The sequence below is a fragment of the Thermopolyspora sp. NPDC052614 genome (assembly GCF_040678635.1).
In the GTDB taxonomy this organism is placed as follows: domain Bacteria; phylum Actinomycetota; class Actinomycetes; order Streptosporangiales; family Streptosporangiaceae; genus Thermopolyspora.
In genome coordinates this window covers 139919-162841 of record NZ_JBFATZ010000002.1, presented here as the reverse complement: position 1 = coordinate 162841, position 22923 = coordinate 139919, and the positions used below count along the sequence as shown (strand labels likewise).

At 71.3% G+C, this 22923-nt stretch carries 14 protein-coding genes and 1 other RNA gene; 3 read left to right on the top strand and 12 right to left on the bottom strand.

What is annotated here, in order from left to right; all coding sequences use genetic code 11:
* Window positions 1-95: 95 nt before the first annotated feature.
* The 3 genes from AB0K60_RS04255 to AB0K60_RS04245 form a co-directional block, all read right to left on the bottom strand.
* Entirely contained in the window at window positions 96-1733 is a 1638-nt protein-coding gene (locus AB0K60_RS04255) for a hypothetical protein (RefSeq protein ID WP_364048430.1), read from the bottom strand.
* A 102-nt stretch (window positions 1734-1835) separates the two neighbouring features.
* Window positions 1836-4094 carry an acyl-CoA dehydrogenase gene (locus tag AB0K60_RS04250; RefSeq protein ID WP_364048428.1) on the bottom strand — a complete coding sequence of 753 codons (2259 nt, stop codon included), beginning with the start codon at window positions 4092-4094 and terminating at the stop codon, window positions 1836-1838.
* 118 nt (window positions 4095-4212) lie between these two features.
* Window positions 4213-5238 (bottom strand): hypothetical protein, encoded by a 1026-nt coding sequence (locus tag AB0K60_RS04245; protein ID WP_364048426.1) that lies wholly within the window; start codon window positions 5236-5238, stop codon window positions 4213-4215.
* 509 nt (window positions 5239-5747) lie between these two features.
* Here AB0K60_RS04245 and AB0K60_RS04240 point away from each other — a divergent pair.
* Window positions 5748-6854, top strand: coding sequence for a trypsin-like peptidase domain-containing protein (locus AB0K60_RS04240; protein ID WP_364048424.1), 1107 nt, complete (start codon window positions 5748-5750; stop codon window positions 6852-6854).
* Window positions 6855-6860: 6 nt separating this feature from the next.
* Here the strand turns inward: AB0K60_RS04240 and AB0K60_RS04235 are convergent, their stop codons facing one another.
* From AB0K60_RS04235 to ftsE, 7 genes are all read right to left on the bottom strand, one after another.
* Window positions 6861-7223, bottom strand: coding sequence for a response regulator transcription factor (locus AB0K60_RS04235; protein ID WP_364048422.1), 363 nt, complete (start codon window positions 7221-7223; stop codon window positions 6861-6863).
* Between the two features lie 466 nt (window positions 7224-7689).
* Window positions 7690-9312: a penicillin-binding transpeptidase domain-containing protein gene (locus AB0K60_RS04230; protein ID WP_364048420.1), complete on the bottom strand. Its 1623-nt coding sequence runs from the start codon at window positions 9310-9312 to the stop codon at window positions 7690-7692.
* A 457-nt stretch (window positions 9313-9769) separates the two neighbouring features.
* Window positions 9770-10155: a transfer-messenger RNA gene (ssrA, locus tag AB0K60_RS04225) on the bottom strand.
* Between the two features lie 426 nt (window positions 10156-10581).
* Window positions 10582-12633, bottom strand: a complete 2052-nt coding sequence (locus tag AB0K60_RS04220) for a penicillin-binding transpeptidase domain-containing protein (protein WP_364048418.1) — start codon at window positions 12631-12633, stop codon at window positions 10582-10584.
* Window positions 12634-12636: 3 nt separating this feature from the next.
* Window positions 12637-13119, bottom strand: a complete 483-nt coding sequence (gene smpB, locus AB0K60_RS04215; RefSeq protein ID WP_364048416.1) for an SsrA-binding protein SmpB — start codon at window positions 13117-13119, stop codon at window positions 12637-12639.
* A 138-nt stretch (window positions 13120-13257) separates the two neighbouring features.
* Entirely contained in the window at window positions 13258-14166 is a 909-nt protein-coding gene (gene ftsX, locus AB0K60_RS04210; RefSeq protein ID WP_364048414.1) for a permease-like cell division protein FtsX, read from the bottom strand.
* A gap of 27 nt (window positions 14167-14193) precedes the next feature.
* The gene (gene ftsE / locus AB0K60_RS04205) at window positions 14194-14883 is read right to left on the bottom strand and encodes a cell division ATP-binding protein FtsE (protein ID WP_364048412.1); all 690 of its coding nucleotides are present in this window, start codon (window positions 14881-14883) and stop codon (window positions 14194-14196) included.
* A gap of 226 nt (window positions 14884-15109) precedes the next feature.
* On the opposite strand from ftsE, the gene AB0K60_RS04200 reads away from it, so the two are divergent.
* Complete coding sequence (locus AB0K60_RS04200; RefSeq protein WP_364048410.1) at window positions 15110-15301, top strand: hypothetical protein; 192 nt, start codon at window positions 15110-15112, stop codon at window positions 15299-15301.
* 116 nt (window positions 15302-15417) lie between these two features.
* Here AB0K60_RS04200 and prfB read toward each other — a convergent pair whose 3' ends face one another.
* Window positions 15418-16536: a peptide chain release factor 2 gene (prfB, locus tag AB0K60_RS04195; RefSeq protein WP_364048408.1), complete on the bottom strand. Its 1119-nt coding sequence runs from the start codon at window positions 16534-16536 to the stop codon at window positions 15418-15420.
* 99 nt (window positions 16537-16635) lie between these two features.
* On the opposite strand from prfB, the gene AB0K60_RS04190 reads away from it, so the two are divergent.
* Entirely contained in the window at window positions 16636-17745 is a 1110-nt protein-coding gene (locus tag AB0K60_RS04190; protein ID WP_364048406.1) for a hypothetical protein, read from the top strand.
* Window positions 17746-17786: 41 nt separating this feature from the next.
* Here AB0K60_RS04190 and AB0K60_RS04185 read toward each other — a convergent pair whose 3' ends face one another.
* Window positions 17787-22793, bottom strand: coding sequence for an NAD-glutamate dehydrogenase (locus tag AB0K60_RS04185; RefSeq protein ID WP_364048404.1), 5007 nt, complete (start codon window positions 22791-22793; stop codon window positions 17787-17789).
* Between the last annotated feature and the right edge of the window lie 130 nt (window positions 22794-22923).

Below are 22923 nucleotides of genomic sequence, written 5' to 3'. Positions count from 1 at the left end.
GTAGAACGCGATACACCACAAAAGGTAGGTGATTCATGAAACCGCATAAATGGACTTACCGTCCAGTATGCCAGGAGATTTTACGTTACCCCACGTCACAGCCGCAGCAGCAGGAGCTCCGGCCCCGCGTACACGATCACGGCCCCCGCGAGCCGAGACCGAAACGTGTTCTCGTTCGGTCCGCTGATCAGCACGTACCGCACGCCCCGCGACCGCAGCCCGGCCGTGAGCGCCCCCGTCCCCGAGACGAGCGCGCCGATCTCCCGCGCCCGCGCGTCCTCCCTGCCGACGCGCAGCACGCCCCCGCCCGGCAGCCCCACCATCAGCTCGTCGTTCCACACCACCCGCCGCGCGAACATCTTGACCGCCGGATCCAGCGTCACCCGCCCGCCGTTCCACCCGAACGCCCGATGCGCCCCCCACGGCAGCGACACCAGCGCCCCGGGCGCGGGATCCCCGTCCACCACCGCCCGGACCCGCCCCCACTCCGCCGGATACTCCACCGCGGCCAGCCGCCCCCAGGCCCCCCACGCCGGCCCGGGCAGCACCAGCAGCGGCGCGAGAAGCGCCACCACGCCGGTCACCCACCCCGCCGCCGCGCCCCCGCCCCGCGCGGCGTCCTCGCGACCGGGTACGCGCACGAGCCGGGCGACGAGCGCGCCGAAGCCGACGGCCTGGAGCAGGACGAGGGGCGCGATATACGCCTGACCGTCACGCAGCGGACCGAACCCCGGCCACCACCCGATCAGCGCCTTCAGCACCCCCGGCAGATGCGCACCGAGCAACGCGACGCCCAGCCCCGCGACCGCCGCGACGAGCAGCCCGGCCCACCACGGGTACCCGCCGCGGCCCCCGGCGGAGCGCGACGAACCGGACCGGGAACGCCGCAGCCACAGGTACCCGGCGACGGCCGCCAGGCAGACCGCCAGGCGCGCCGTCGCGGGCAGCCACACCTCCTGGGCGGGGACCCCGGCCTCGGCGCTCCAGACCCCGCCGAGCGCGAGCAGGCTGCCGAGCGTGCCGTACGGCCCGTCGGCGCGGGCGGCGAAGGCGTCCACCCCGGCCGGGTCGGTCACCGCGCCCGACAGCACGGCGGGCACCGCCCACGGCAGGGAGAACACCGCCGGCAGGCCGACCGCGGCCACCAGCCCGCGCGCACGCGGGCCCGGCCGGGTGGCGGCGACCGCGAGCACGGCGGGCGCGGACACCAGCATCGCCTGGAAGCCGCCGACCGCGGCGGGCAGCAGGGCGACCGCGAGGCGGCCGGCGCCGCCCTTCGCGGCCGCCCGCACCGCCCAGGGCAGCCCCGCGAAGCCGAGCAGCAACGCCCACTGCCCCAGCAGCAGCCGCTGCGCGAGGTAGGCGTTCCAGACATAGAAGATCGCCGCCGCCAGCCGGGGCACCGGCCGCCCTCCCGGCACCAGCGCCGCCGCCCCGGCGGCCCCCAGCGCGAAGATCCCCAGCAGGATCGCCTTCTGCACCACCTGCGCGGGCAGCGCCCACGCGAGGACGGCCACGACCAGATCGCTCGGCACCGCCCGGGGAAACCCCCCGCCGGGCCAGACGATCGGCGGATCCGGCACGAACACCATGTCGTACCGCAGCACGAACCCCGGGCCAAGGCCCGGCCCGAGCGCCACGACCCCCAGCGCGAGACCCACCAGCGCGGGCATCGCGGCCAGGAGCCCGCCGCGGCGGGACCACACCTGCGCGACCCCGCCGCCAAGCGCCACGATCCTCCCCAACGCCACCGCTATGCGCCGGTCACGATACCGACATCTCACCAGATGACGGCATATGACAGCACAGCATCCGGGCCGGGGTCGTTCAGCCGGTCACTTGCCGGGCTCGGGGTCGCGGGGCAGGCCCAGCATGCGCTCGCCGATGATGTTGAGCTGGACCTCGGTGGTGCCGCCGTAGATGGTCATGGCGCGGCTGGCGAGGATCGCCCGGTTCCAGTAGCCCGCGTCGCCGAGCTTCATGTCGGCGGCGACGGTCGCGGCCGGGCCGAGGAGATTCACCGCGCACTCGGCCACGCGCTGGGCGTGCGAGGTGGACAGCAGCTTGCGGACCGAGGCGTCGGCGCCGGGCTCCGCGCCGGCGAGTTGCTTGAGGGTGACGCGCAGGCTGAGCGCGGCCATCGAGTGCGCCTCGCAGACGACGGCGGCGAGGTCGAGACGCTCGGCAGGGGTGAGGTCGCGGCCCAGGCGGGAGCACAGGCCGAGCAGGTCGGGGACGCTCGCGCCGGAGGTTCCCGAGCCGCCGGACAGCGACACCCGCTCGTTCGACAGCGTGTTGCGGGCGACCCGCCAGCCCGCGTTCACCTCGCCGACGACCATCTCGTCCGGGACGAAGACGTCGTCGAGGAAGACCTCGTTGAACAGGTTCTCCCCGGTCATCTCGGTGAGCGGGCGGACGGTGACGCCCGGCGACTTCATGTTCACCAGGAAGTACGTGATGCCGTCGTGCTTGGGCTTGGCCGGATCGGTGCGGGCGATGCAGATGCCCCACTCGGCGTGGTGGGCGAGCGAGGTCCACACCTTCTGGCCGTTGAGGCGCCAGCCGCCCTCCACCCGCTCGGCCTTCATCTGCAGCGAGGCCAGGTCGGAGCCCGCGCCGGGCTCGGAGAAGAGCTGGCACCAGATCAGCTCGCCGCTGAGCGTGGGCGGCAGGAAGCGCTCCTGCTGCTCCGGCGTGCCGTACGAGACGAGCGAGGGCACCACCCAGGCGCCGATGATCATCTGCGGCAGCCGTACCTTCGCGGCCTTGAGCTCCTGGAGGATGAGGACCTGCTCCAGCGGCTTGGCGCCGCGCCCCCACGGCCGCGGCAGGTGGGGCATGACGAATCCGGCGGCGGCGAGGGCGCGCTTTTGCTCCTTGCCCTCCAGCCGGGCGATCTCGTCGATCTCCGCGCGGATCGAGGCGCGCAGCGGCTCGGCGTCCTCGGGAAGGTCGAGCCGCATCTCGCGGGTGACGCCGGAGAGCGCGAGGCCCGCCACCGCGTCGGCCCACTCGGCCGAGGAGCCGAGCAGGGCGCGCAGGGTGAGGGCGCGGCGGTAGTAGAGGTGGACGTCGTGCTCGTAGGTGTAGCCGATGCCGCCGAAGGTCTGGATGGCGTCCTTGGCGCACAGCACGGCGGCGTCGGGGGCCGTCACCCCGGCGACCGCGACCGCGAATGCGCGCTCGTCGGCCCCCCCATCGACCCGCTCGTCGGCTCGCTCGCCGCCGAGACCGCCCTCGGCCGCCGCGTCGAGGGCGCGGGCGGCGTCCCAGACGGTCGCGCGGGCCTGCTCCAACGCCACGAGCATGCGCGCGATCTTGTGTTTGATGCCCTGGAACTGGCCGATCGGCCGCCCGAACTGCACGCGCACCTTGGCGTACTCGGCGGCGGCGGTGACGCACCAGGCGGCCAGGCCCGCCGCCTCCGCGCCGAACAGCACGGCGGCGAGATCGCGCACCCGGGCGCGCCCCAGCCCGTCCAGGACGCGCTGCGCCGGGACGGCGAGGCCGTCCACCTCCACCTTCGCGACGCCCCGGGTCACGTCGAGGCTCTTGATCGGGGTGACGGTGGCTCGCGCGGCGTCGATCGCCACCCACTCCTCGTCCTCGCCCACCCGGACCGGCAGGACGATCACGTCGGCGAGCGCGCCGCCGAGCACGGGCTCGGCCGCGCCGCTGATGGTGAGCACGCCGTCGTCGTCCCGGCTCCCGGTGATCGAGCCGGTGAGTGCGACGGCGCCGGTGAGGGTGCCGTCGGCGAGGCCGGGCAGCAGCTCGGCGTGCGCCTTGCCGTCCGAGGCGAGCACGGCCGCGCCCGCCAGCACCGTCGGCAGGTACGGCCCCGGGGCCACACGCTCGCCCAGGGCCTCCAGCGCCACGGCCACCTCAAGCAGTCCGTAGCCGGATCCGCCGTGCTCCTCGGGGATGTGCAGGCCCAGCAGCCCCTGACCGGCCAGGGCCGACCAGAAGCCGGGACGCTCCTCGTTCTCGGCCCCCACCGCCGCGCGGACCACCGTCGACGGAATCTCCCGTGCCGCCCAGCCGCTCACGGACTCCCGCAGCGCCTCGTGCTCCTCGCTCAGCCCTATCGCCATGACGCTCCTCCCACCACAACGACCGGTTAGAACTATATTCTAGAAGTGCTTTCGGTGGGAGGGGCCGACACAGATCGACTCCGGCACGGCCCACGGCGGGAGGAGACGCCGGAGACGATCAGGGAGCGCGCTGGATCGACGTGACGAGGGTGTTGAGGTCGCGATACTGGCTCTTGTGGGAGCCGGCGACCGTGGCGAACAGGACGCCGGGCTTCTTCTTGCCGGTGTCGGCGACCACGACGACCGCCTGGGAGGTGCGCGTCTTGCCCTGCACCTGGTAGCTCACGCGGTAACCGAGCACCCAGCCCTTGCCGCCGGCGAGCGGCTGGGAGGCGGTCCAGGTGACCTTGGTGGGCGTCGGCTGGAAGCGCAGGGTCCAGCGGGCCGTCTTCGCCGCGAGGTCGCGGTACTCGGTGAGGGTGTTCAGCCCGGCGGGAGCCGCGCCGGGCAGCGGTCCGGAGGCGATCATCGTGCGCGGCGACGACCCCTTGCCGACGCGCTGCGCGGCGGTGAACGGCGCGAAGGTGGCCTTGGTCCACGGGGCGCCGAGGCGGGCATAGGTGAATCCGGACTTGTCGTCCACCACCAAGCCGATGACCGTGGCCGCCTTGCCGGACAGCGTGGTCAGCGTCTGCGCCCGCGGAACCGGAGGCAGTCGCACGGCCGTCGGCGCGGGGGTCGCCGTGTTCGGGGCCGCGGTGCCGCCGGTCCCCGTGGGCTGGGCTCGGGCGGCGTTGGCCGTGTCCTTCGGGCCCTCCTCCGCGAAGACCGTGAAGACCAGCACGACGGCGGCGATCGTGGCGATGAGCGCGGCGACGGTGTAGACGGCGCGCAGCGGGATGTCTCCGATGCGGAGAAGCAGCCCATTCAACGGCTTGCGCGGCTTCGACGCCGTCTCGGCGAGGAACGTCGGCGGCGTCGTCGCGCTCGGTCGCAGTTGGTCGGGCGGAAACGGACGCTGCGGCTGCGCCGGGAACGGTCCAACGCCCTGACGCCGCCGCACGTTGACGGTCGTGTCGGGGTCCTCCGCGCCGGACCCGGCGTAAAGGCCGGGAGGGCCTGGGGGACCTGGGGGGCCGGAGGAGCCGGGGGGCGTCGGCGTGGACGGCTCGGCGGCGGGCCGGGATCTCGGGTCGTCGGACACACCCGGAGATACGCGCGGGACCACCCCGGGGATCGGCCCGTACGAAGGTTTGGACGTCGGCGGCACGACCCGGAACTGTTGCGGCGCGTCGGCGCCGCCCTTCTGGTCCTCGGGTCGCTGGACGCCGGGCTTCGGCGCATCGGGCTGCGGCGGCACGTCACCCGGCCGGATCTTGGGAAGCGGTGTCGTCGGGGCGTCGTAGGAGGGAATGAAAACGGAGGGCCGCCCGGGTTCCGGGCGACCAGCCTTGTTTCCGCCGCCTTCCGCCATGTGGGCAGGCTACGTCACGAAGGTCCCTTCGTGGAGCGGGTGCCATCACACTTCGGCCACGGATGCACGCATTGCCGCAGGTCAGTAGCCGTCTGAACGAACAAAAGTGAACTTATCCACTATGGCCGCACCTCCCGCAGGAAGCGACGCGTTCGCAAGCGGGAGCGGGAGCGACGCCGCCACCGCTACGCCTTTCGCGAGGGCGGCATCTTCCCTCTGCTGCCGGGAATCAGCTTGATATGTGGACACATCGGTTCATCCCCGCCGGAGCGCTGGCCCTCGTGCTCATCTCCGGTTGCGGAGCGGCAGGCAGTCCGGCCACGAGCGCGCCGGGCCCCACGTCGCCCTCCGCCACCCCCACCGCCACAGGGACGGCCACCGCCACCGGCAGCCCCATCCCCGTGCCCGGGGCCGCGGCGGCGCTGGAGAACGCCTACGTCGAAGTGATCAACCGCGTCCTCCGCTCGATCGTGCAGATCAACACCTCGGACGGCCTCGGCTCGGGCGTCGTATACGACAATGACGGTCATATCGTGACAAACGCCCACGTTGTAGGCAATTCAAAGACGTTCCAGGTCACGCTGGCCACCGGAGGGTCGCCGCGGACCGCCCGGCTCGTGGCGTCGTTCCCGCTCGGCGACCTCGCCGTCATCAAGGTCGACAACGCCTCCGGGCTCGCCCCCGCCACCTTCGGCGACTCCAGCAAGTCCAAGGTCGGCCAGATCGTGCTCGCGATGGGCAACCCGCTCGGCTTCTCCGGCAGCGTGACCAACGGCATCATCTCCGCCACCGGCCGTACCATCACCGAGCCGCAGGAGCAGGGCTCCCCCGGCGCCACCATCACCAACGCGATCCAGACCTCGGCCGCGATCAACCCCGGCAACAGCGGCGGCGCCCTGGTGAACCTGGCCGGCGAGGTCATCGGCATCCCCACGCTGGCGGCCACCGACCCGCAACTCGGCGGCGGCGCCGCCGAGGGCATCGGCTTCGCCATCCCCAGCAACACGGCCAAGGACGTCGCCGACCAGATCATCAAGAACGGCCAGGTCGTCAACACCCGCCGCGCCGCCCTCGGCGTCCGGGTGAACACGGTCGTGGGCCGCGACAATCAGCCCGCCGGCGTCGGCGTCTTCGAGGCGGTCCCCGGAGGCCCCGCCGCCAAGGCCGGAATCAGGGCCGGCGACATCATCACCGCCGTCAACGGCACCCCCACCCCCACCAGCCAGGCCCTCTTGGAGGTCCTCGCCACCCTCAAACCGGGCGACAGGGTGAAGGTGGACGTCCGGCGCCCCGACGGCTCGGCCACCTCGGTGAACGTGACCCTCGACGAGCTCAAGGAGGGATGACGCGCCTCACACGCGGCGGCGGCCGAGGGCGCGTACCCGCGCGACCAGCTCGGCGACGGCGAAGGGCTTGGCGATGCAGTCGTCGGCGCCTTGGGAGAGGGCCTCGATGCGTGCCATCACGTCGCCCGCCTTGGTGAGCATGAGCAGGCGGCTGCGAGAGCGCTCTCGGGCGATCCAGCCGAAGATCTCCTCCTCGCCCGCCGACGGCGGATCCCCGTCGAGCACGATCACGTCGAAGCCGTCCTTGGCCAGCCGCCGCAACGCCTCGTCGCCGTCGTGAACGACCTCAACGGCGATGTCGCTCCCTCGTAACGAGACGGCGATCCGGTTCGCGAGGGACCCTTCGTCCTCGACGACAAGCACACGCATCGCCGCATTCCTCCGGTGGTAACAGGCACGTCCGCGCCTTCTTCCACAATGACCGATCTGACATCAGGTGCCCATAAGCGGACTCCTCGGCAGCAGACACGAGCCCCACCGGCCAGCCCTTCACCCACTGACCAGGTCCGCCACACGTCCCATCAGCGTCATCGGGGAGCACCCGAAAACCGCTACATCCACCGTCCGGGCAGGTCGGGATCCCGACGGGACGAGCGCCCTCGTCCTCCGATCACCGCCCCGATCGGCCATGCACTGAACGCCACCTCCTCGTGGGCGCCGCGCCTACGGCGCCCACGAGGGAAAGGCGCGCACGGCGTTAGATATCGCATTCATATGTTTTTATGGCTGACAATCGCGACCCGCGTTCTGCCCGCGACCGCCCGAGGACGCCGCTCGATGCGCAGGCGCTCGGGTGGTCGCCTGGAGGGCGGCCGGGGACCGTTGAAGCCCCCATCTAAAGCCCCCTGAGGAACTTGGCCGCGAGCGGGGCCGCCGCATCGCCGCCGGCCCCGCCGTTGCGGACGAACACGGCGAAGGCGATGGAGCCTCGGTAGCCGATGAACCAGGCGTGGGACCGCTGCCCCGCCACCTCGGCGGTGCCGGTCTTGCCCGCGGTGTCCGGCGGCAGCCCCGCCTGGGCGGCCGTACCCTCGGTCACCACGGCCCGCATCATGCCGCGCAGGCTCGCGGCGACGTTCTCGTCGAGGGACACCGCGGGCGGCGAGTCGGCGGGCGGTTCCGCGCTCAGCACCGCCGGTCTCCAGACGCCGCTCGCGACCGCCGCGGCGACCTCCGCCATGCACAGCGGGCTGGCCTGCACGGAGTTCTGCCCGATCGCGTCGGAGCCCAGCTCGTCCAGGCTCTGGTACGGCCGGATGCGGCAGTAGCTGAGCCCGGGCTTCTCCCGGAACCCGAACCGGTCCGCGGCCTCGGCCCGCAGCCGGTCGTCGCGCAGCCGGTCGTGGGCCTGCTGGACGAAGGTGGTGTTGCACGACAGCGCGAACGCCCGGGCGAAGCTCACCGTGCCGCGATCGGCGCCGTCGGCGTTGGAGAAGGTGCGCCCGCCGGGAATCGTGTATTTGCCGGGGCACGCCACCGGCGACTCCGGGGTGAGCCCGCTGCGCAGCAGCGCGGCGGCGGTCACCACCTTGAACGTCGAGCCGGGCGGGAACAGCCCGATGAACGCCTGCCTGCCGCCCAGCGTGTCCGCCACGGCCCGCACCTGGCCGGTTTCGACGTCCACGGCCACGATCGCAGCGGGTTCCGCGACGCCGTCAAGCGCCCGCGCGGCGGCCGTCTGCACCCGCCCGGAGATGGTGGTCCGCTTCCCGGGTGCAGGCGCGACGCGGGAGGTGACCAGCACCCGGCCGGAGGGCACCTCCTCGATGGACAGTTCGACGCTCCGGGTGCCCAGTCCGGTGAAGTAGTCGCCCGCCCTGCTGTCGGCGGGGAACGGCTTGCCCTCCATGGTGAGCGTGGCCGCGCGGACGACCTGCTTCTCCACCAGCCGCAGGCTCCCCCCGTCCTTGAGCGAGGGGTGCATCGTCTCCGGAGACCACAGCACCTTCCACCCGCCGTCGCGCAGGGCGAGACGCAGCACCGAGGAGAACGCCCAGGGACGGCCCAGCCCGGCGACCTGGCGTACCCCCGAAAAGGACATCTCCGCCATCCCCTCGCCCTGGTGGCGCAGGCCGCCGGCGCTGAGGGACAGCGACGTGACCCGCAGATCGGCGTCGAAATCGCGATGCCGGTCGGCGAAGTCGGCCGGGGGGTCGGCGACCAGGGTGGCCATGGCGGGAAGGTCGCCGATCTGCCATGCGGCGAGGAACCGTGTCGCCGTGACCTCGGGACCCTCGACTTGTGCCACCGTCGCGGTGGAATCGGGCGCGGGCGTGGTGAACGCAGGATCGGGCTCCGGCGCGGACGCGGACGGGCCGGCCTCCCGCAGGGTGGGAGCAGGTTCGAGCTCCGCCGTGGAGGTCGTGCCGGGAGCCAGGGCGACCACCACTCCGTACACGCCGAACGCCACGATCGCGGCCACCGCGCCGATCAGCACGACGAGCCGCGGATTCCGCATCCCAGTCCACTCCACAGCGGTAGGCGTTCGGCAGACAGAGCCACGAAGGCGATCATGCTCATCCTCACCGCCGACCGCTAACGATCGAGACTCGGGCGGGCCGCAATCCAATGTCGAATGAATCGCCTGTTCGTCCCGGGAAACTCGGTGTTTTAGGACCGTCCGCCGCAGCAACGCCGCCCACCGAGGCCCGCCAGCCACATGGAGAAGTGCCCTCGCGAAGCGAGGAACTCACCGGGAGGCGTGAGGGGCGGAGTCCCCCTCATAAACAACGCCGCCCGCCAAGCCCGCCGGGCCAATTGGAGAAGGGCCCTCGCGAAGCGAGGACCTTACCGGGGAGCGTGAGGGGGACGGAGTCCCCTTCACATCGAGGGTCCGGGGGTCGCCCCCCGGGCAGAACGACGAGAAGGCCCACGGGAGCGAGCCTACGGCTCGCGACCATGGGCCTCCCACCTTCGAGTGGAGGTGGCGGGAATCGAACCCGCGTCCTTCGCCATCGGGTCAAGGCTTCTCCGGGCGCAGCCTGCTGTGCTTTTCTCAGCCCCGGCGATCACGCAGGCTAGTCGCCGACGGGCTCAGCCACTGTGAGGTTTCCCGATCAGCCCCGTGGCCGGGCCGAACGGTTGAGCCTCCTAGCGATGCCAGCACCGGGCCGGAGGCGATCCCGGGCTGACAGTGGGTCTACTCGCTTAGGCAGCGAGAGCCAGCTCGCGCTGGCTGCCCACGGTGGCCTTGGAATTGGCACTTATTGGTTGTGCGGTCACAGGATTAACGAGGTTATGTCCGCCGTCCTCGGCCCGCTTCCCTCAACACGAACTGACAAAGTCGAAACCGGTCACCCCCTGTGCAGTTGTCAACGCCGGTCCTCTCGGACCAGCACGACCCTACACCTAGCAACACGGGGCACGCCAAGTCAATTCCCGTACGGGCCAGGCCGGCGGGCCGATGCCGTACGAAGGGAGGCGGGCGGGGACCATGCGGTGCTCGGCGGCGGCAGGCCGTTGCGCCGATCGCAAACGCCGTGGGATGGTCCGCCGCTGGCGAGAGCCCCGGGAACGTCCGAACCCCCGGGAACCGGCGCGTGCTGGTCCCCGGGGGCGACCGGCAGGGTCGAGCCGGTCCGGACGGCAGGGCTTCCCCCGAGATGAAGCCCTGGTCTCATCACGGCGACTGAGTCCGCAACCCCCCAAGCGGTGCTCAGTCACCTGGTAAGACGCCAAACGAGGCGGCGATGGTTGCTCGGCCGCCCGGATTTTTCCGGCGGCCGGGTCAGGCCGCCGAGCGGGCGGCGGAGAAGAACGTTCCGGCCACCGAGGCGACGGCGGCGGGGTCGCCCTTCTTGGCCAGGACGGCGACGGCCAGGTCGCCCTGCCAGCCGATGAACCAGGACAACTGGGTGTTCTGCTTCTTGTCGGTGTCGGTGACCTCGGAGGCGATGCCGTACACGGGGTCGCGGCCCGCGGCGGCGGCGCGGGCGGAGCCGGACTTGACGCCCTCGCGCATCATCGCCCGCAGCTTGGCCACCATCGCGGGGTCGAGCGTGACGGGGGCGGTGGCGACCGGGTTGGGGACCTCGGCGGTCGGATCGGGCGACGCCGGCGAGGTGACGAGCTTGGGGGGATGCCAGGTGCCGTCCGCGATCGCGGCGGCGACCAGGGCCATGGACAGTGGGCTCACCTTGACGCTCTGCCCGACGATGGTCTTCGCCTTCTCCGCGTCGCTGGTCGCGGCGGGGATCCAGCCGCTGAACGACCGGAGCGGGAGCGACCAGCCCGCGCCGATGCCGAAGTCGGCGGCGGCGTGGGTGAGGGCGCCGCCGTCGACCAGGCGGGCCATGGACGCCAGGGCGGTGACGCAGCCCTGCGCGAAGTCCTGCTGGAAGGTCGGGGTGGTGCCGACGCCCACGGAGCGCTGCTGGAAGCGGGCGCCGCCGACCGAGCGGTCTCCCGTGCAGGGCACTTTGTGGGTGGGGCTCACCCCGGCCTTCAGCATGCCCGCGGCGGCGACGGAGGAGAACACGGTCCCGGCCGGGTAGCGGCCGGCGAGGGCGTCGCGCTCCTGGTGCATGTCCTCGGTGGCGACGGCGCGGATCTCGCCGGTGGCGGTGTCCACGGCGACCAGGGAGACCGGCCCCGCGCCGCTCACCGACAGCTCGGCGGCCGACTGGATGGCGCGGTCGATGGTGGTGCGCACCGGGGTGTTGGCCCGCCCGGGCCAGGAGTTCAGCTCGGTGACCTCCTCGCCGGTGTTGATGTCCACGGTGACGACGCGCGTCTCGGTGGAGCCGGTGAGCTGGTCCTGGTAGGCCTTCTGCAGGCCGCTGCGGCCGAGGGTGTCGCCGGCCCGCTGCGGGCCGCCGAGCTGCTGCTCGGTCTCGGGAGTGACCACGTTGACCTGGCCGACGATCTGCTCGGGCGGCGCGGGGGCCACCTGCTGCTGATCGGTGAAGATGCTGACGCCCGGGATCTTCAGCTTGTCGCGGAGCTGGGCGTACTTGGCCCGGCCGAACGTGGCCAGGTGCACCAGCTCCTTGGGCGGGGAGGAGCGGATGCGGCTCAGCAGCCGGTCCTGCGGAAATCCGGTGATTTTGGCGAGCTCCTCGCAGACCTTCGCCGGATCCTTGAGCCGGGCCGGGTAGACCCCGGCCACGTACACGGTCTGCTCCTCCTGCAGGGAGTCGCCCTTGCGGTCGAGGATGGGCTGGCGACCGTTCGGGTTGGTGCGTACGGCGAAGCGCTCCCCCGGCCGCAGCTTCGGATGGAGCACGCTCGGCGACCAGCGGACCTTCCAGACGTTGCCCACCAGGTGCAGCGGCAGCACGCCGTCGTACTCCCACAGCGGATTGTTCTCCCCCAGGTCCACCTGGGCGTGGTACTGCGCCTGCGCGTTGTCCCCGTTCATTTGCAGGCCCTTGAGCGAGAAGCGGAACGAGGCCGCGTCGAGTTGCAGCCCCACGTCGGCGAGCGCCCGCCGCACGACGGCCGGGTCGCCGTCGGTGCGTTCGGCCGCCCGGGCGAAGCCCTCCTCCTCGCCGGACTGCCAGCCGACCAGGAACTCCTGTACGGCCTCGTGCGGGGTCGTCTCCGCGAAGCAGGCGGTGAGGGCGGGGGTCAGCAGCGCGAGCGCCAGCGCGGCCCGCAGCGCCCGTCCTCCCGGCCCGGCCCGCCCGGCGTCACGCCCGCTCCCGCGCCCGAAACCGCGTCTGGATTCGGGCCTTGATTCGGGCCTGGATTCGGGCCTTGATTCGGGCCCAGGATCACGCCCGGATTCGCGCCCGGATCGCCGCTCGCCACGACCCGGCCGCCCCGCCTCGTCGGCCACCGGTCATGCCCCCCGACGGCGGCGCAGGGCGTGGGACATCGCGCGGGCCATCTCGCGGTTGGCCTGCTTCTCGGCGAGGTCACGCCGCTTGTCGTACAGCTTCTTGCCTCGGGCGAGCCCGATCTCGACCTTGGCCCGGCCGTCCTTGAAGTAGAGCGACAGCGGGATGAGCGTGAGCCCGCGCTCGTTCGTCTTGCCGATCAGCTTGTCGATCTCCAGCCTGTGCAGCAGCAGCTTGCGCTCCCGCTTGGCCGCGTGGTTCGTCCAGGTGCCCTGGCTGTACTCGGGGATGTGGACGTTCTGCAGCCACACCTCGCCGTCCCGGACCACGGCGAAGCCGTCGGTGAGGTTGGCCCGGCCGGCACGCAAGGACTTCACCTCGGTTCCGGTCAGCACCAGCCCGGCCTCGTAAGTGTCCTCGATCACGTACTCGTGCCGGGCACGCTTGTTCTGGGCGATGAGCTTGCGCCCCATCTCACGAGCCATGCCACTAAGCCTACCGACGTCTCCAGGGGGCTGCCGCGCGCTTGGCGCGGGCGGCGGCGTGCCCGCCGCGGAGGCGGGGCCACTGGCATGGCCTGTCTCCTCGCGACGGGCACGAGCGTCTCGTCGGGACGGGTGCCGTCACACCTTGAGGTAGCGACGGAGCGTGACGAAGGAGGCGATGATACAGATCAGTACGCCGACCACCATCGTGAGCATGATGACGGCCGCGACGTCGCTCCAGGTCATCCTGCTGGCCAACTGGAAGTACTGCTGCATGCCGTCGAATAGGACGATCTTCGCCGCGATGAGCATGACGGCCGAGATCACCCCGCCGACGAGCCCGGCGATCATGCCCTCCAGGACGAACGGCGCCTGGATGTACAGGTTGGAGGCGCCGACCAGGCGCATGATGCCCGTCTCACGCCGCCTGTTGTAGGCCGACAGCCGCACGGTGTTACCGATCAGCAGGATGGCCGCGAACACCTGGATCAGCGCGACGATCAGCGCCGAGGATCGCAGGGTGCCGAGGAAACCGAAGAAGTTGTCCACCAGCTGCCGCTGGTCGATGATGTTCGCCACGCCATCGGCGGTGCGGAGGGTCTCCAGGACGTTGCCGTACTCCTCGGGATTCTTCAGCTTGACCCGGAACGATTCCGGCATGTCCTCGACTCGCACCGCCGACAGCAACGCGGCGTTGTTGGCGTAGGTCTGCTTGAAGATCTCGTACGCCTGGGCCTGGTTCTCGAACTCGACCCGCTCGACCTCGGTCATGCCCTTGATCTGCTGTTCGAGCTGGGCCTTCTGCGCCTGGGTGACCGCGCCCTTGTTCTTGCAGTTCTCGAAGGGACTGTTCTTCCCGCAGAGGAAGACCGAGATCTCGACCTTGTCCGACCAGTAGTTCTTCGCCGAGGAGACCTGTGTGTTGATCATCAACCCGATGCCGAGCAGCGCCATACCGATCGCTACGGTCACGATGAGCGCGATGGTCATCGTGAGGTTTCGTCGGAGGCCGATCCAGACCTCGGAGAAGATGAAGTTTGCCCGCACTTGGGACTCCCCTGAATCTTGAGCCGATCAGTACGCCTGGCCGTACACACCACGCGACTGGTCTCGGACGATTTTGCCGTCCTCAAGCTCCACCACGCGCTTGCGCATGGAGTCGACGATGGCAGCGTCGTGGGTGGCCATGACCACCGTGGTGCCGGTTCGGTTGATGCGGTCGAGCACCTTCATGATGCCGATGCTCGTCGCGGGATCGATGTTTCCCGTCGGCTCGTCGGCCAGCAGGATCATCGGACGGTTGACGAATGCGCGGGCCATGGCGACCCGCTGTTGCTCACCGCCGGACAGCTCGTCCGGCATGCGGTGGGCCTTGCCCTCCAGGCCGACGAGCTCGACGACCTCGGGCACGACCTTGCGGATGAAGCGGCGAGGCTTGCCGATGACCTCCAGCGCGAACGCGACGTTCTCGTAGACGTTCTTGTTCGGCAGCAGTCGGAAGTCCTGGAAGACGCAACCGATGCGGCGACGCAGGTGCGGCACCTTGAAGTTCGACAGGCGGGACAGGTCCTTGCCTGCGACATGGATGGAACCGCCGTTCGGCCGCTCCTCCTTCAGGATCAGCCGGAGGAAGGTCGACTTCCCCGACCCCGAAGGACCGACCAGGAACACGAACTCCCCTTTGTCCACGTCCACGGATACGTGGTCGAGGGCGGGGCGGTTCTGGTTGGTGTAGACCTTGGTGACATTATCGAAATGGATCACGGGCGCATCACGGCATGCCAGTCTAGGGGGTAGGACGGTGACAGGACCGGGTATTCCCATCACTCACCAGCCAGGACGTAGATCATTACCATTGATCTACGTTCCGGTTGGCCATCGCTCAGTCTAGGGGGAACACTGGCATGGAAGGTCCATAACGGAAACAAAACAATTCCGGTCTCGCAGAGGACGGGGCAAAGCGACTACCGTGAAGAGCGGGAGCACATACATGAGCTGCGAACACCTCATCTGCGCACAGTGCGCCGGACCCGTCGTGGAGGGCCGGTGCCCGGTCTGCCGCGCGGGCCGGGAGAAGGTTCACCACCACGGCATGCAGGGGTTCTCCCCGCTGATCATCGCGGTCGCCGTGCTGCTGTTCTTCGCGCTGCTCGCGCTCAGGCACCTCAACGGCGGGGTGTGACGCCCCGTGACCCCGTGACATCCCGTTGAGCCCTCGGGCTTTCCGGGAGCCCTTCTGGGCCCTTTCTGGGCCCGTTCTGGGCGCTTGGCGGCCTCTCTGGGCGCTCCTGGGGCCCTTTAGTCGTCGTTGCCGGCCTCCCGGCGGCGCATCCAGCGGATCTCGCCCTCGATGAAGGCGTCCAGGTCGCCGTCGAGCACGTCCGCCGGGTTGCCGGCCTCGACGTTCGTCCGCAGGTCCTTCACGATCTGGTACGGATGCAGCACGTAGTTGCGGATCTGCGTGCCCCACGAGGTCGTGGTCTCGCCGCGCAGCTCCGACATCTTCTCGGCCTCCTCCTGGCGCTTGCGCTCCAGCAGCTTGGCCTGCAGCACCGCCATCGCGGTCGCCTTGTTCTGCAACTGCGACCGCTCGTTCTGGCAGGAGACGACGATGCCGGTCGGCAGGTGGGTGATGCGGACGGCCGAGTCGGTGGTGTTCACGCCCTGGCCGCCGGGCCCGGAGGACCGGTAGACGTCGATGCGCAGGTCCTCCTCGTTGATGTCGATGTGGTCGGTCTGTTCGACCACCGGCACCACGTCCACCCCGGCGAAGGAGGTCTGGCGGCGGCCCTGGTTGTCGAACGGGCTGATCCGCACCAGCCGGTGGGTGCCGTGCTCGCCGCGCAGCGTGCCGTACGCGTAGGGGGCCTTGACCGCGAACGTCGCCGACTTAATGCCCGCCTCCTCGGCGTAGGAGGTCTCGTAGACCTCCGTCGGGTAGCCCTTGCGCTCGGCCCACCGCAGGTACATGCGCAGCAGCATCTGCGCCCAGTCGGCCGCGTCGACGCCGCCGGCCTGCGAGTTGATCGTCACCAGCGCCTCGCGGGCGTCGTACTCGCCCGACAGCAGCGTGCGGACCTCCAGGGCGTTGATGTCGGCGCGCAGCGCCGCCAGCTCCCGGTCGGCCTCCGCTCGGGCGTCCTCGTCGTCCTCCTCGGCGGCCAGCTCGTAGAGCACGCGCAGGTCGTCGAGGCGGCCGCTCAGGCCCTCGACCCGGTTGAGCTCCGCCTGCAGGTGGGAGAGTCTGCTGGTGACCTTCTGCGCCTGCTCCGGGTCGTTCCACAGGTCGGGCGCGGCGGACTGCTCCTCCAGCTCGGCGATCTGCTTGCGCATCGCGTCGAGGTCGAGGACGTCCTGAATGGTCTTCAGCGTGCTCGCGAGCTCGTTGATCTGTTCAGCCGGGTCGAAGAATGCCACATCAGTAAAGCGTACGCGAACCGCCGCCCGCTCGGTCCCGGCGACCGGCGCGGGCGTTTCGCTGACTACGATTGGGCGACCGGCGCGTATCGACGGTCGATGGTCGACGGGAGGGCGGGTGTGGAGAGGCTGCTGCGCGTGGCGCTCGCCGTCCTGCTGGCCGCCGTGCCCGTGACGCTCGCCGCGTGCTCGGCGGGCGGCGGGCGGCAGGTCGCCGCGTCCGGTTCCCCTTCGGCGGGCGCGTCCGGCGGCGCGGGGGCCGAGAGCTCCAGGGACTCCGGGGGTCCCGGGGGTTCGGACGGCGCGGCGGACGAGCCGGCGGTGACGCTGCGGGAGGCTACGCGCGCGCTCGCGGCGTTCCTCGCCGCCGACGACGTGGCACGGGCCACCGGTGAGGAACGGCTCGCGCTCGAGCTGACCCGCGACGGGCAGTACGCCGTCACCCCGGGGATCTACCGCTCGGCGGGCCTGTCGCCGCCGCGCTACACCTGGGGCACGCCGACGCTGCTGGTGCCCCGGCTGAAGAGCTTCCCGCACTGGTTCGCCGCCCTGGTCGAGCGGCGCGAGGCCGGAAGCCGGCATGGCGGCCGTACGGCGGTGCTCGTGCTGGTCCGCGACAGCGAGGACGCGCGCTGGCGGCTCGGCTTCTCCTCGCTGCTGGACAAGGGGCGCGAGCCGCCGACGGTCGCCCTCGACGACGAGGGGTACGCCACCGCCCTGGCCACCCGCGACGAGAGCATCATGATCAGCCCGCATCTGATGGGCGCGCTGCACGCCACCGTCGCCGAGGAGGGCACCGGCGGCTTCGCGGCCGGGCTGATCGCCCCCGGCCCGCACACCACCGGCCATTACACGCAGATCGCCGCCACCCGCGAGTCGGCCAAGGAACGCGACTGCATGAACTACGACTCGATCTTCGCCGCGACCACGTTCCCGGTCTACGCGCTGCGCCGCGAGGACGGCGGCGCCCTGATCTTCTACTCGCTCAACCGCACCACGACCTGGCATCCGGTGCTCAAGTGCGGCGAGGGCCGGCGGCTGGAGATCCCCAAGGGCGCCCGCTGGCTGCTGTCCGACCCGGTGATCCTCGCCGAGCGCCGCATCGTCGAGACCCAGCAGTACGTCAGCGTCGTGCCCGCCAAGAACGCCGGCACCCCGGCCGACGTGATCGGCTACGACGGCGTGATCACCAAGGCCACCGCCCGCTGAGCCGGGCCCCCGCTCGCACGGGGACCCGGCCCGCGAGACGATCAGCGGTCGCCGTACGGCAGGCCGCTCGCCGCGACCAGCGTGCGGATCGCGCGCAGCGCCACCGAGAGCGTCGCCAGATCGAAGTTGTCGCTCTCCCAGATCTCCGACAGCGTCTGCCTCGCCCGCGCCACGGCCGAGGAGTTCGCCTCGGTCCACCGCGCGAGCCGCTCCTCCGGCGACAGCCCGCTCACGTGCCCGTCGGCGTGCCGGGCCGTGCCGGGGTCGGGGCTGTGCGCCAGCACGTGCCGGGTGAGCGCCGCGTGCGCGGCGTACAGGTCGTCGCGCAGCGCGGCCCGCGCCATCGAGTTCCACCGGCTGTCGCGCGGCAGCGCGATCACCCGATCGCGCAGCCGGGCGAGCTGCAGCCGGTCGGCCAGGTCGAAGTAGACCTCGGCGACCTCGCGCACCGGCCGCCCGGTGGTGTCGGCGATCTCCACCAGGTCGAAGGTGGAGTACGCCGGGACCATCGCCGCCACCCGCTCGGCCAGCTCGGGCGGCACGCCCCGGCGGACGAACGCCTCGTGCCGCTCCTCGTAGGCCGCCAGGTCCCGCCCGGCCAGCAGCTTGGGCAGGTGCGGCAGCAGGTCGTTCGCCCCGGCGACGAAGCGCTCGACGGTCGCGCCGAGGTTGAGCGGCGGGCGGCGGTTGCCGAGCAGCCAGCGGGCCCCGCGCTCGGCGAGCTTGCGCCCCTCCAGCAGCATCGCGATCTGGGTGGCGGTGTCCACCACGCCGTCCAGCGCCTCGACCGCCGCCCAGAAGCTCGGCAGGTCGAAGACCTCCCGCGACACCAGGTACGCCCGCACCATGTCCGGCACCGACGCCCCGGTCTCCTCGGCGAAGCGGAACATGAACGAGGTCCCGCTGTGGTTGACCAGGTCGTTGGTGACGCAGGTGGTGATGATCTCGCGGCGCAGCGGGTGGGTGCGCATGTGGTCGCGGTAGCGCTCGCGCAGCGCCGACGGGAAGTAGGAGACCAGCCACGGCTCCAGGTAGGGGTCGTCGGGCAGGTCCGAGGCGAGCAGCTCGTGATCCACCATGATCTTGGTGTACGCGAGCAGCACGGCGAACTCCGGCTGGGTGAGCCCGAGCCCGCGCTGGCGGCGCTCGGCGAGCGTCTTCTCCGACGGCAGGAACTCCAGCTCCCGGTCAACCCACCCGTCCCGCTCCAGCTTGCGCAGGTAGCGGGTGTGCACGTGCAGCATCTCGGACGCCTGGGCGCGGGCGGCGGCGAGCACGACGTTCTGCGCGTGGTTGTCGCGCAGCACCAGGCGGGCCACCTCGTCGGTCATGCCGAGGAACAGGCGGTCGCGCTCGTCGTCGGTGAGGCCGCCGTACCGTACCACCCGGTCCAGCAGGATCTTGATGTTCACCTCGTGGTCGGAGGTGTCCACGCCGGCCGAGTTGTCGATGAAGTCGGTGTTGACCAGGCCCCCGCCGAGCGCGAACTCGATCCGGGCGAGCTGGGTGAGGCCGAGGTTCCCGCCCTCGCCGATCACCCGGCAGCGCAGCTCGGAGGCGTTCACGCGTACGCCGTCGTTGGCCTTGTCGCCCACGTCGGCGTGGTTCTCCGCCGTGGCCTTCACGTAGGTGCCGATGCCGCCGTTCCACAGCAGATCGACCGGGGCGCGCAGGATGGCGCGGATCAGCTCGTTCGGCGGCAGCGCCGCGACGTTGTCGGGGAGGCCGAGCGCGGCGCGCATCTGCGGCGTGATCGAGATCGACTTGGCGGCGCGCGGCCACACCCCGCCGCCGGGCGAGATCAGCATGGGGTCGTAGTCGGCCCAGGACGAGCGGGGCAGCGTGAACAGCCGGGAGCGCTCGGCGTAGGAGGTCGCCGCGTCCGGGTCGGGGTCGATGAAGATGTGCCGGTGGTCGAAGGCAGCGACGAGCCGGATGTGCCGGGACAGCAGCATGCCGTTGCCGAACACGTCGCCCGACATGTCGCCGATGCCGACCACGGTGACGTCCGTCGCCTGCACGTCGTGGCCGAGGCTCCGGAAGTGGTACTTCACCGACTCCCAGGCGCCGCGGGCGGTGATGCCCATCGCCTTGTGGTCGTAGCCGACCGAGCCGCCGGAGGCGAAGGCGTCGCCGAGCCAGAAGCCGTACTCCTTGGCCACCGCGTTGGCGATGTCGGAGAACGTCGCGGTGCCCTTGTCGGCGGCGACCACCAGGTAGGTGTCGTCGCCGTCGTGGCGCACGGTGTCCGCGGGCGGCACGACCTCGTTGTCCACCAGGTTGTCGGTGAGGTCGAGCAGGCCGGAGATGAACTGCCGGTAGCAGGCGACGCCCTCGGCCATCAGCTCCTCGCGACCGCCCTCGGGCGGGCGCTTGACCACGAACCCGCCCTTGGACCCGGTAGGCACGATCACGGTGTTCTTCACCGTCTGCGCCTTCACCAGGCCGAGGATCTCGGTGCGGAAGTCCTCCATGCGGTCCGACCAGCGCAGCCCGCCCCGGGCGACCTTGCCGAAGCGCAGGTGCACGCCCTCGACCCGGGGCGAGTACACGAAGATCTCGAACTTGGGCCGGGGCGGCGGCAGCACGCTGATCGCCCCGGGGTCGAACTTCAGCGCCAGGTACGGCTTGCGCTTGCCGTCCGCCCCCCGCTGGAAGAAGTTGGTGCGCAGGGTGGCCTGGATCATCTCCAGGTAGGCACGCAGGATGCGGTCCTCGTCCAGCGAGGCCACCTCGTCGAGCGCGCCGAGGATCTCCTCGCACAGCGCGTCGCACAGCTCCTGGCGCGCGCCGTCCCGCTCCGGGTTGAGCCGGGCCTCGAACAGCCGCGCCAGCAGCCGGGCCAGGCGCGTGTTCCCGAGCAGCACCCGCTCGATGTAGTCCTGGCTGAACGCGATGCCCGCCTGCCGCAGGTACTTGGCGTACGCGCGCAGCACCTCGGCCTGCTCCCAGGTCAGCCCGGCGGCCGGGACCAGCGCGTTGAAGCCGTCGATCTCGACGCGGCCGTACCACGAGGCGGCGAAGGCGTCCTGGAACACCTCGCGGAACCGAACCGGCTGCACGTCCTGGCTGCGGGGGCAGCGCAGGCCGAAGTCGTAGATCCAGGAGTCCTTGGTGGCGGCGTCGCCGTCCCGGTCCACCTGGTAGGGCCGCTCGTCGACCACCTCGACGCCCATGCGCTGCAGCAGCGGCAGCACCTTCGACAGCGAGATCGGCGGGCCGATGCGGTAGAGCTTGAGCCGCAGCTCGCCCGCGTAGTGGTCGTCCGGCTCGTACATCTCGGTGGCGATCTCGTCGCCGGACCGGGCGAGCTCCTCCAGCACCTGCAGGTCCGCGACGGCCGCGTCCGGGGGGAAGTCCGCCTTGTACGCCTCGGGGAAGGCGGCGCCGTACCGGCGGACGAGCTCGGGGGCGTGCTCCTGCGGGCACAGCTCGCCGATGGCGACCGCCAGGTCGTCCTCCCAGGTGCGGGTGACGGCGGCGAGGCGGCGCTCCAGCTCCTCGATGTCGAGGCCGGCGTCGCTGAGCGGGCGGCCGCGCTCGCCGCGGATCACCAGGTGCACGCGGGCGAGCGGGGACTCGCCGATCATCGTGCTGTAGTCGACCGAGGTGCCGCCGAGGGCGTCGAGCAGGATCTCCTGCAGGCGGAGCCGTACCTTGGTGGAGAAGCGGTCGCGGGGCAGGTAGACCAGGCAGGAGATGTAGCGGCCGTAGTCGTCGCGGCGGAGGAAGAGCCGCACCTGCTTGCGCTCGCGCAGTTGCAGCACGCCGAGCGCGATCGGGAGCAGCTCCTCCACGGGGATCTGGAACAGCTCGGCGCGGGGGTAGGACTCCAGGATCTCCACGAGATCCTGGCCGTCGTGGCTGGTGAAGGGGATGCCCGCGCGGCGCAGCACCTCGTCGAGCTTGGTGCGCAGCACCGGGATGCGGGCGATCGACTCGCTGTAGGCGACGTGCGTGAGCAGGCCGAGGAAGCGCCGCTCGCCGACCACCTCGCCGTCGGGGCCGAACAGCTTCACCCCGATGTAGTCCAGGTACGCCGGGCGGTGCACGGTCGCCTTGCTGTTGGCCTTGGTGATGATGAGCAGGCGCTTCTCGCGGGCCTTGGCGCGCAGCTCGGGCGGCATCGCGGCGAAGCTCTCCGAGCCGGGGCGGTCGGCGCGCAGGATGCCGAGGCCGGTGCCGGTGAGCGCCTTGAGCGTGTCGCCGTCCTCGCCGCGCTCCAGCCGGTACTCGCGGTAGCCGAGGAAGGTGAAGTGGTCGTCGGCGAGCCAGCGCAGCAGCTCCTCGGTCTCCTCGATCACCCGCGCGCCGCCGGGCACCGGCGGCGGGTCCCGGCGCAGCTCGTCGGCGGTGCGGACGGCGAGGGCGCGCATCTTGCGGTGGTCCTCGACCGCGTACCGCACGTCCTCCAGCACCCGCTGCAGGTCGGCTTCGAGCTGCTTGAGCACGGTGGGGACGGCCTGGCGGTCGATCTCGATGTGCATCCACGACTCGGTGAGCACCAGACCGGTGACGTGCTCGTCCTCGGGGCCGAGCAGGCGGCCGGTCAGGTCGCGGCGGACCCGGATCTGGGGGTGGACGAGCAGGTGCACGCCGATCTGGTGGCGGTCGAGCTCCATCGTGACCGAGTCGACCAGGAACGGCATGTCGTCGGTGACGATCTGGATCACCGAGCGGCCGGGATCCCAGCCGTCCGCCTCGCGGGAGGGGGTGTAGGCGTGCACGAGCGCGCGGCCCTGGGGGCGGTGGGCGGCCAGCCTGCGGTGGGCCAGCGGGGGGCCGCACACCTCGGCGGGCTCGCGGCCGACCAGATCCTCGGGGGCGACATGCCGGTAGTACCGGGTGAGCAGGGCCAGCGCCTCGTCCCGATCCGCGATCACGTCCGCGCCGACGCTTAACCGGTCGCCGTCGGCGCCCGCCGGGCCCCCCGAGCCGTCGGCGTCGCCGTGCGGTGCCCGCCCGCCCGCGCCGCCGATGCCCGGCCCGTGCGCGCACAGGTCGGCCGCGGCCGCGAGTAGTTTCTCTTTCGCCTCGTCGAGCGGCATGTCGCTCTCACTCCTTTGTGAGCGTTTGCCCAAAATGTCCGGAGAATTCATGACGGGTCAGCGCTCCCCTGGCTCACGGCGCGGGAGGGGTCACGTCGGCCGATCCGTCGCGATGGCCCGGATCGTGCCG

What these genes read in the sequence shown, in the direction of transcription:
- AB0K60_RS04240 (WP_364048424.1), top strand. Translation starts at nt 5,748, where the DNA reads ATGTGGACACATCGGTTCATCCCCGCCGGAGCGCTGGCCCTCGTGCTC.
- AB0K60_RS04235 (WP_364048422.1), bottom strand. Translation starts at nt 7,223, where the DNA reads ATGCGTGTGCTTGTCGTCGAGGACGAAGGGTCCCTCGCGAACCGGATC.
- AB0K60_RS04250 (WP_364048428.1), bottom strand. Translation starts at nt 4,094, where the DNA reads ATGGCGATAGGGCTGAGCGAGGAGCACGAGGCGCTGCGGGAGTCCGTG.
- AB0K60_RS04200 (WP_364048410.1), top strand. Translation starts at nt 15,110, where the DNA reads ATGAGCTGCGAACACCTCATCTGCGCACAGTGCGCCGGACCCGTCGTG.
- AB0K60_RS04230 (WP_364048420.1), bottom strand. Translation starts at nt 9,312, where the DNA reads ATGCGGAATCCGCGGCTCGTCGTGCTGATCGGCGCGGTGGCCGCGATC.
- smpB (WP_364048416.1), bottom strand. Translation starts at nt 13,119, where the DNA reads ATGGCTCGTGAGATGGGGCGCAAGCTCATCGCCCAGAACAAGCGTGCC.
- AB0K60_RS04185 (WP_364048404.1), bottom strand. Translation starts at nt 22,793, where the DNA reads ATGCCGCTCGACGAGGCGAAAGAGAAACTACTCGCGGCCGCGGCCGAC.
- AB0K60_RS04190 (WP_364048406.1), top strand. Translation starts at nt 16,636, where the DNA reads ATGGTCGACGGGAGGGCGGGTGTGGAGAGGCTGCTGCGCGTGGCGCTC.